Annotated in this window: 8 protein-coding genes and 1 tRNA gene; 5 read left to right on the forward strand and 4 right to left on the reverse strand. The window is 63.7% G+C overall.

The features are described from left to right. Positions 1-62: 62 nt before the first annotated feature. Together AB7F49_RS19845 and AB7F49_RS19850 are read left to right on the forward strand one after the other, a co-directional pair. On the forward strand, positions 63-752 hold the full coding sequence (locus AB7F49_RS19845; protein WP_428525472.1) for a class I SAM-dependent methyltransferase: 690 nt from the start codon (positions 63-65) through the stop codon (positions 750-752). Between the two features lie 98 nt (positions 753-850). After that, a tRNA-OTHER gene (locus AB7F49_RS19850) sits at positions 851-927 on the forward strand. A gap of 60 nt (positions 928-987) precedes the next feature. On the opposite strand, the gene AB7F49_RS19855 is transcribed toward AB7F49_RS19850, so the two are convergent. Further along, the gene (locus tag AB7F49_RS19855) at positions 988-1,230 is read right to left on the reverse strand and encodes a hypothetical protein (protein ID WP_428525473.1); all 243 of its coding nucleotides are present in this window, start codon (positions 1,228-1,230) and stop codon (positions 988-990) included. Positions 1,231-1,523: 293 nt separating this feature from the next. Here AB7F49_RS19855 and AB7F49_RS19860 point away from each other — a divergent pair, with 293 nt between their 5' ends. Next, entirely contained in the window at positions 1,524-1,700 is a 177-nt protein-coding gene (locus AB7F49_RS19860) for a hypothetical protein (protein ID WP_428525475.1), read from the forward strand. Between the two features lie 132 nt (positions 1,701-1,832). Further along, entirely contained in the window at positions 1,833-2,195 is a 363-nt protein-coding gene (locus AB7F49_RS19865; protein ID WP_428525477.1) for a PRC-barrel domain-containing protein, read from the forward strand. Between the two features lie 89 nt (positions 2,196-2,284). On the opposite strand, the gene AB7F49_RS19870 is transcribed toward AB7F49_RS19865, so the two are convergent. From AB7F49_RS19870 to AB7F49_RS19880, 3 genes are all read right to left on the reverse strand, one after another. Further along, positions 2,285-2,527 (reverse strand): hypothetical protein, encoded by a 243-nt coding sequence (locus AB7F49_RS19870; protein ID WP_428525479.1) that lies wholly within the window; start codon positions 2,525-2,527, stop codon positions 2,285-2,287. A 482-nt stretch (positions 2,528-3,009) separates the two neighbouring features. Beyond that, positions 3,010-3,408, reverse strand: a complete 399-nt coding sequence (locus AB7F49_RS19875) for a RidA family protein (protein WP_428525481.1) — start codon at positions 3,406-3,408, stop codon at positions 3,010-3,012. A gap of 35 nt (positions 3,409-3,443) precedes the next feature. Next, on the reverse strand, positions 3,444-4,658 hold the full coding sequence (locus AB7F49_RS19880; protein WP_428525483.1) for a YihY/virulence factor BrkB family protein: 1,215 nt from the start codon (positions 4,656-4,658) through the stop codon (positions 3,444-3,446). Positions 4,659-4,851: 193 nt separating this feature from the next. Between AB7F49_RS19880 and carB the strand changes: the two genes are divergently transcribed. Beyond that, positions 4,852-8,295: a carbamoyl-phosphate synthase large subunit gene (carB, locus tag AB7F49_RS19885; RefSeq protein ID WP_428525485.1), complete on the forward strand. Its 3,444-nt coding sequence runs from the start codon at positions 4,852-4,854 to the stop codon at positions 8,293-8,295. Positions 8,296-8,531: the final 236 nt, after the last annotated feature.

Genomic DNA, 8,531 nt, shown 5'->3' on the forward strand with positions numbered 1-8,531 from the left:
TCCAATGCTCGTCTTCTGGATCGCCCGGTCAGGCCGGGCGATGACAAGACAACGAGAGCGGCATGGGCGACTGGATTTCCTTCTTCGATTCCGACCACGCGATCTATGTGAATGCGCGGCACAAGCAGGTGCATGCGATCATCACCGGCAACGGCATGGCCGAACACATCCGTCCGGGCGACCGCGTGCTCGATTACGGCTGCGGCGAAGCGGCCTATGCCGAGCGTCTCGCCGGCAAGACCGCGACGCTGACCCTGTGCGAAGCCGCGCCCAGCCTGCGCCAGCGGCTGAAGGCGCGGGTGGCACCGGAGCACGCCATTTCGGTGCTGGCGCCCGAGGAGGTCGCCGCGCTGCCGGACGGCGCGTTCGAGGTCGTGATCATGCATTCGGTATCGCAATATCTCTCGCCCGATGAACTCGTACGCCTGCTCGGGATGTTCCGCCGGCTGCTGACGCCGGACGGCACGCTTGTCATCGGGGACGTGGTGCAGCCGGATATTCCGGCCTGGAAGGACGCGCTGGCGCTGCTGCGCTTCGGATGGCGGGAAGGCTTCTTCGCTGCGGCCGTCGGCGGTCTGTTCCGCACCGCATTTTCCGGCTACGCGAAATTGCGCAAGGATGCAGGCCTGACCCGTTATGGCGAGCACGAGATGGCTGCCCGGCTGGATGGGGCGGGCTTTCGCTCCACACGCGCCCCACGCAATATCGGTCATTTGCAGACACGCATGACCTTCGTCGCGCATCCGGCCTGATGCGGCGCGTTAAGCTTAACCGAAGCATTGAGGTTACCGGTTAGTGATCGGCGAAACTTGCGCTTGCCCGCAATCACACGGCGGTTATCGTTGGTCCTGGCCCGGTGGCGGAGCGGCAACGCAAAGGTCGTGCAAGACCTTCCTTAGCCTGGTTCGAATCCAGGCCGGGCCTCCAATCTCTGGCGGAACCGATCGGTTTCGCCGAGTCATCAATTCCAATCGGCGCCGGCTTCGGTCAGCCCGCCTTGCGTGCGATCCCGAGACTCTTCTCGATCGCGCTTTGAATGTCCTCGTCGCTTTCCTGCATCCCCACCACGCGCTCCGACGAATTGCCGCAGGCGGCACACATGAACAATTGCACCTCGCCGGCCGTCACCTGCTGACGACGAATGCAGTGCATGTTGTTGCCGCAACCGATGCAGGGGATGGAAGCAACCACAGGCGATTCGACGATGTTGAAAGGGTCTCTCGAAGCCATGGGCACCGCACTGGAATTGCAGGCGGGAGCGCGACGGGTCTCTCAGTCACCGGGGCCTGTGGGACGCGAAACCGATGATGATCGAACGCTAACAAGGTTCCAGAGGAACTTCTATGAAAAAGGACACAATCGCTAACATCTCGTGAAGGAATGCGGCACTTCGCCAAAGGGTATCGCGGCCCGGCTTCCACTCGAAGCGCGGGCCGCCCGCAGTCAGATCGACGACTGCCAACAAGCCGTCAAAGGCTTTTCGGCGCCGGATTTCAGCGGCCCTGATCGCTCTGCCGGCTGCCTTGCCCCGGCTGCTGACGCTCCTGCTGGCCGCCCTGCTGCTGGCCGCCTTGCTGCTGCCCGCCCTGGCCCGGATTCTGCCGCTGCTGCTGATTGTCGCGATCCCGGTCGGGCTGGCCGCCCTGCTGTCCGCCCTGCCCGCCTTGCTGGTTCTGCTGATTGTTCTGGCTCATGATTGAACTCCCTGGCGGAATGATTTCCGCAGCACGTCAACGCTTAGGAAACGCGTCATGTTCCTTTGTGTCGAATGACATAGCGGAACCATCCGACGCGTCGTTGCTTCATTCTGTATGCAACAGGAGGAGCATCGCATGACGGAGAGCAGAGAAACCTACGACCTGATCGGCAGCGACAAGGTCGAGGGCACCAATGTCTATGGTCCCGACGGCAACAAGATCGGATCGATCGAGCGCGTGATGATCGGAAAGCGGTCCGGAAAAGTCGATTACGCCGTACTGAGCTTCGGCGGGTTCATGGGAATCGGAGACGAGCATTACCCGCTTCCGTGGGCGTCGCTGAAGTACAATACCGAACTTGGCGGGTATCAAACCCACGTCACGGAACAGCAACTCAAGGGCGCGCCGAAATACGCCAACGAGAACGAGTGGGACTGGAACGATCCGGCGCGCGGACGCAAGGTGTCCGACTATTACGGAGCCGCCTGGGCCTATTGACGGGCCTCGCCGCAGGCGCCGCAACCAGACAGAAAGGCCCGGCGCAACTCGCGCCAGGCCTTTCTGTTCGTTTCAATCATGTGCTGGAATCATGTGCCCCGCACCGCGCCGGGCTGCTGATCGGGCGCACCATCCGGTTGAGGCGGTTGTTCGCTCTTCATCGAGCCGCGTCCGTCAGCCTGCTGCATGCGCGGCAATTCCTTGTCGGGCGGTACCGGATCGACCAGCGGACGGGCTTCGTTCGGGTGAGGCTCGGGCGGATTTTCGACCGGATAGGGCTTTTCGGGCACTTCCGCCGGCGGCTTGGGTTGTTGGATCGGTTCTTTTGCCATCCGGTTCAACGCCGTTCCGCTCGACAAGTTTCCCGTTCGTTGAACTGCGCCACGCCACTACTGAGTTTGCGCAACACGCGCCAAAGAAGCAGGTGGCCAGTATCGCGGTCCATAATCCACCGCTCGCACCCTTGGCGTAGATTTCCTGCGGGCTGGTGCTATCTCCTGTCATGCGGATGTAGAGGACGATCGCCGCACTTTTTGCAACAAAGGCAATCAGCCCGACTCCCACTGCGATGATCAGCCACCGCATGGATGTCGGCCGCACGCCAAACGCGGCCAGCAAGTGAATGCGCAGGAGAAACAGCCCGCAAGACCCGCAACGCCGGTGAGCCCGGTGAAGATCAGACCGATGAAAGCCGGTTCGATGGGCAGTTGCGCGATGAACGCGCCTCCACCGAACCCGACCACGCCGAGGACGATAAGGCCGACCGAAACTTCCCCCCAACCCGGCCGTTCGGACGGCCCCACGGGCGACGCCATCAAGCCCTTTCCGGGATGCGGGCAATGACCTTGATCTCGAAATCGAAGCCCGCAAGCCAGGTGACGCCGACTGCCGTCCAGGCGGGATAGGGCGGCTCGGGGAAGATCGTGTTCTTGATCGCGAGGACCGTATCGAACTGACTGCTCGGATCGGTATGAAACGTGGTCACATCGACAATGTCGTCCAGTCCGCAGTCTGCGGCCGCAAGCGTGGCGCGGAGGTTGTCGAAGGCCAACTCGACCTGTCGCGCGAAATCCGGCTCGGGACTGCCATCGCCGCGGCTGCCGACCTGACCGGAAACAAAAAGAAGATCGCCCGAGCGTATGGCGGCCGAATAGCGGTGCTTGTCGTACAACGCCCTGCGACCGGACGGAAAGACGGCTTGCCGACTGGTCATGATGTTCCTTCCATCTCGTCGCGATCCCTATGTTGCTATTGTGCCGCGCCCACCGTGTCGGCCATCACCGCGCCGCGCGTTCCGATCGGCTTCTCCCGTCCGACCGTGGTGTCGCGCGCGGTCTGATGCTCGATCTCGGCATTGATCTCGGCGCCGATGAGAATGGCGATCGAGGTCAGCCATAGCCACATCATCAGGCCGATGCCGGCGCCGAGCGAACCATAGGTCGCGTTGTAGTCGGCGAAGTTCGAGAGATACCACGAGAACAGGGCCGAGCCTGCGACCCAGAGCAGCATTGCCACCACCGCGCCGACGCTCAGCCAGCGCCATTGGGCCGCGCGCCGGCTGGGGCCGAAGCGGTAGAGCGCAGCGAGCGACAGCGCAATCACGATCATGACCGCGGGCCAGCGCAGCATCGCGATCGCCCATTCGCCGAAACCCTGCAATCCGATCCAGGCAAAGACCAGCGGCAGCACGATCACGGTGCCGATCGCAATGAGGAGAAAGACAAGACCGCCGAGCGTCATCGCCAGCGACAGCAGGTTGAGCCGGACGAAGCTGCGCTCCTCGGTCTCGCCATAGATGACATTGAGCGCGTCGATCATCGCCTTCATGCCGGCATTGGCGCTCCAGATTGCAAGCAACAGGCCGAGCAGGAACGCGGTGCTGAGGCCGCCGCCGCTGCCTTGCGCGATGCGGGTGATCTGCTCCTCGACGATGCCATAGGCGCCGGACGGCATCAGCGCGGCGGCGAACGCAAGATGCTTGCCGATGGTCGCGGCCTCCGCAAACAGCGCGTAGGAGGAAACCAGCGCGGTGATCGCCGGGAAGAGTGCGAGAAGGCCATAGAACACCACGCCCGCCGCCACCGCCAGCAGCCGGTCGTTCTGGATTTCGGCATAAGTCCGCCACGCGATATCCCGCCAGCCGGCGAGCGGAATCTGGACCGGCGAATCGGCGCTGCGGCCGCGGCCGGTTTCCTGCGCACGGGCCTTGTGAACGGCCTGCGGCTCGTCATTCGGCGCGGCTTCGCCAAACGGGCGATCATCTGCCGGTTCGGGACGGCTTGCCGAATCCGGCCAATCCTTCGCATCGACCGGCGCCGCCTGGGCCTCGGCCCGGGGCCGTGACCGGGCGTACATGCCAAGGGCGGTCCCGGCAGCCAGTCCGGCAAGCCAGAGCGGCAGGCTGAACGGCTTTCCTGGCTGGCGGGGCGGCATCGCGGGGAGGTCCGGGGTCTTGGTGAACATGCCGCTAACGCAAAGCCTTGCGCAAAGTTGCCCATAACCCGCCGGCGCGGGCTTCCCCCCTCACCGATTCTGGTCTAGACACCGGGCCGCGCGGGGCCCATATGCCCTCGCTGACGGGATATGAGGACGCGCGCAAAGCGCGCCCTTTTTTTATGTGCGTGAAGCCCCGCCTGCGCGGGTGCCAGCGGAGCCGATGCCGAAACGAACCGATATCAAATCGATCCTGATCATTGGCGCGGGTCCGATCGTCATCGGACAGGCCTGCGAATTCGACTATTCCGGCACCCAGGCCTGCAAGGCCCTGAAGCAAGAGGGTTACCGGATCGTGCTGGTGAATTCCAATCCGGCCACGATCATGACCGATCCGGACCTGGCCGACGCCACCTATATCGAGCCGATCACGCCTGAAATCGTCGCCCGCATCATCGAGATGGAACGGCCCGACGCCCTGCTGCCGACCATGGGCGGCCAGACCGCGCTGAACTGCGCGCTGTCGCTCAAGAAGATGGGCATCCTCGACAGGTTCAACGTGCAGATGATCGGCGCGACTGCCGAGGCCATCGACAAGGCCGAGGATCGCGAATTGTTCCGCGAGGCCATGCACAAGATCGGGCTCGAGACGCCGCGCTCGGCGCTGGCCAATGCATCGGTGCTGAAACAGGCTGACCGGGAAAAGCAGGCCGCGGAGGTCGCGACGATCAGGGCGAAGCATTTGCCGGCCGATGAGGAAGCCAAGGCGCTCGCCGCGTTCGCTACCGCGTGGGCCGCCGGCGAGGCCGAGCGCAAGAAGCGCTATATCGAGCGCGGACTGATCGAGGCGCTGGAGGCGCTGACGGTGATCGGGCTGCCGGCGATCATCCGGCCGTCCTTCACGCTGGCCGGGACCGGCGGCGGAATCGCCTATACGCGCGAGGAGTTTCTCGACATCATCGAGCGCGGACTTGACGCCTCGCCGACCAACGAAGTGCTGATCGAAGAATCAGTGCTCGGCTGGAAGGAATTCGAGATGGAGGTGGTCCGCGACAGGGCGGACAATTGCATCATCGTCTGCTCGATCGAGAATCTCGATCCGATGGGCGTTCATACCGGCGACTCGATCACGGTCGCGCCGGCCCTGACGCTGACCGACAAGGAATACCAGATGATGCGCGACGCCTCGCTCGCGGTGCTGCGCGAGATCGGGGTCGAGACCGGCGGATCGAACGTGCAATTCGCGGTCAATCCGGCGGACGGCCGGCTGGTCGTCATCGAAATGAATCCGCGGGTCTCGCGCTCGTCGGCGCTGGCGTCGAAGGCGACCGGATTTCCGATCGCCAAGGTCGCGGCCAAGCTCGCGGTCGGCTACACGCTCGACGAGATAGCAAACGACATCACCGGCGGGGCGACGCCGGCATCTTTCGAGCCGACCATCGATTACGTGGTCACGAAAATTCCGCGCTTCGCCTTCGAAAAATTCCCCGGCGCCTCGCAGGTGCTGACGACGTCGATGAAGTCGGTCGGCGAAGCCATGGCGATCGGCCGGAATTTCCAGGAATCGCTGCAGAAGGCCCTGCGTTCGCTCGAGACCGGGCTGACCGGGCTTGACGACATCGACATCGAGGGCGTGGACGAAGGCGACGACAAGAATGCAATCCGCGCAGCGCTTGGCACGCCGACCCCGGACCGGCTGCTGAAAGTGGCTCAGGCGATGCGGCTTGGCCAGGACGACGACACGATCCACGAAAGCTGCAAGATCGATCCGTGGTTCCTGGCGCAGATCCGCGGCATCGTCGAGATGGAAGCGCAGATCAAGGCCAAGGGATTGCCGGCGACGCCGGGCGCAATGCGGCGGCTGAAGGCGATGGGCTTTTCCGACGCGCGGCTGGCCAAGCTGACCGGACTTGGCGCGGCCGATGTTACGGCGAAGCGCCATGCGCTCGACGTGCGCCCGGTGTTCAAGCGCATCGATACCTGCGCGGCGGAATTCGCCTCGCCCACGGCATACATGTACTCGACATACGAAGCGCCGTTCGCCGGCCATGCCTCCAACGAGGCCGCGCCATCCGACAAAAAGAAGGTCGTGATCCTGGGCGGCGGCCCGAACCGGATCGGCCAGGGCATCGAGTTCGATTATTGCTGCTGCCACGCCTGCTTCGCGCTGAAGGATGCAGGCTACGAAACCATCATGGTCAACTGCAATCCGGAGACGGTGTCGACCGATTACGACACCTCGGATCGCCTGTATTTCGAACCGCTGACCGCGGAAGACGTGCTCGAAATCATCGACGTCGAACGCTCGCGCGGCACGCTGCACGGCGTGATCGTGCAGTTCGGCGGACAGACCCCGCTCAAGCTGGCGGAGGCGCTGGAAAACGCGAAGGTGCCGATCCTCGGCACTTCGCCCGACATGATCGATCTTGCCGAAGATCGCGACCGCTTCAAGAAGCTGCTCGATCAGCTCGGCCTGAAGCAGCCGGAAAACGCCATCGCCACCTCCCCCGAAGACGCGCGCAAGATCGCCGGGGAGATGGGCTTCCCGATTGTGATCCGGCCGTCCTACGTACTGGGCGGCCGCGCGATGGAGATCGTGCATGACGTGCATCAGCTGGACCGCTATCTGGCGCGTCTGATCGGCGATCTCGACCGCCCGTCCGAGCTTGTGGTTTCGGCGAAGCGCCCGCTGCTGCTCGACCGCTATCTGTCCGATGCCACCGAAGTCGACGTCGATTGCATCGCCGACGGCAGGGACACCTTCATCGCCGGGATCATGGAGCATATCGAGGAAGCGGGCGTGCATTCGGGCGACTCGGCCTGCGCGCTGCCGCCGCATTCGCTTGATCCCGGGATCATCACCCGGCTGGAGGAACAGACCCGGGCGCTGGCGCTGGCGCTGAAGGTCGGCGGGCTGATGAATGTCCAATACGCGATCAAGGATCGCGATATCTATGTTCTGGAGGTCAATCCGCGCGCCTCGCGCACGGTGCCTTTCGTCGCCAAGGTGATCGGCCTGCCGGTCGCCAAGATCGCATCGCGGGTCATGGCCGGCGAGGCCCTCGCCGGCTTCAACCTCAAGCCGCCGCGGTTCGAGCATATCGGGGTGAAGGAAGCGGTGTTCCCGTTCGCCCGCTTCCCCGGCGTGGATACCGTGCTCGGTCCCGAGATGAAATCAACCGGCGAAGTCATGGGGATTGCCCGGAGCTTCGAAACCGCGTTCGCAAAGTCCCAGCTCGGCGGCGGCACCCGGGTGCCTCGGTCCGGCACGGTCTTCGTATCGGTGCGCGATTCCGACAAGCCGCGGATCCTGGAGGCGCTTCGGACGCTGGTGGCACTGGGGTTCCGGATCATCGCCACCTCGGGCACCAAACGCTACCTGGATGAGCACGGCGTGCCATCGTCCAAGATCAACAAGGTGCTCGAGGGCAGGCCGCATATCGTCGACGCCATCAAGAATGGCGAGGTTCAGCTGGTCTTCAATACCACCGAGGGGGCCCAGGCGCTGGCGGACTCGACGTCGCTGCGGACCGCAGCCCTCTTGCATAAAGTGCCGTACTACACCACTCTTTCCGGAGCCGTCGCGGCAGCGCGAGGAATAAAAGCCTTCCTTGAGGGGGATCTCGAGGTCCGAGCGCTGCAAAGCTATTTCGGCGGCCGGAACTGAACAAGTTCCGGCGTGTTGGTGACGGTTGTTTTTTGACAAAAGTTCCGATCGCGTGCCGTGCGTCCTGCGTCGGCCTGCGATCAGCGCTTTTGTCTCTGTCTGCCCCAAAGGGCGCGCTCTAAGGGCCGAGACCGGCCGCAGGGGCTGGAGGTTGGACGACGATGGAAAAGATTCCGATGACCGCCGCGGGCTATACGGCTCTGGAAACAGAGTTGAAGCATTGCCAGCAGGAGGTG

It is taken from the genome of Pseudorhodoplanes sp., from assembly GCF_050250235.1.
In the GTDB taxonomy this organism is placed as follows: domain Bacteria; phylum Pseudomonadota; class Alphaproteobacteria; order Rhizobiales; family Xanthobacteraceae; genus Pseudorhodoplanes.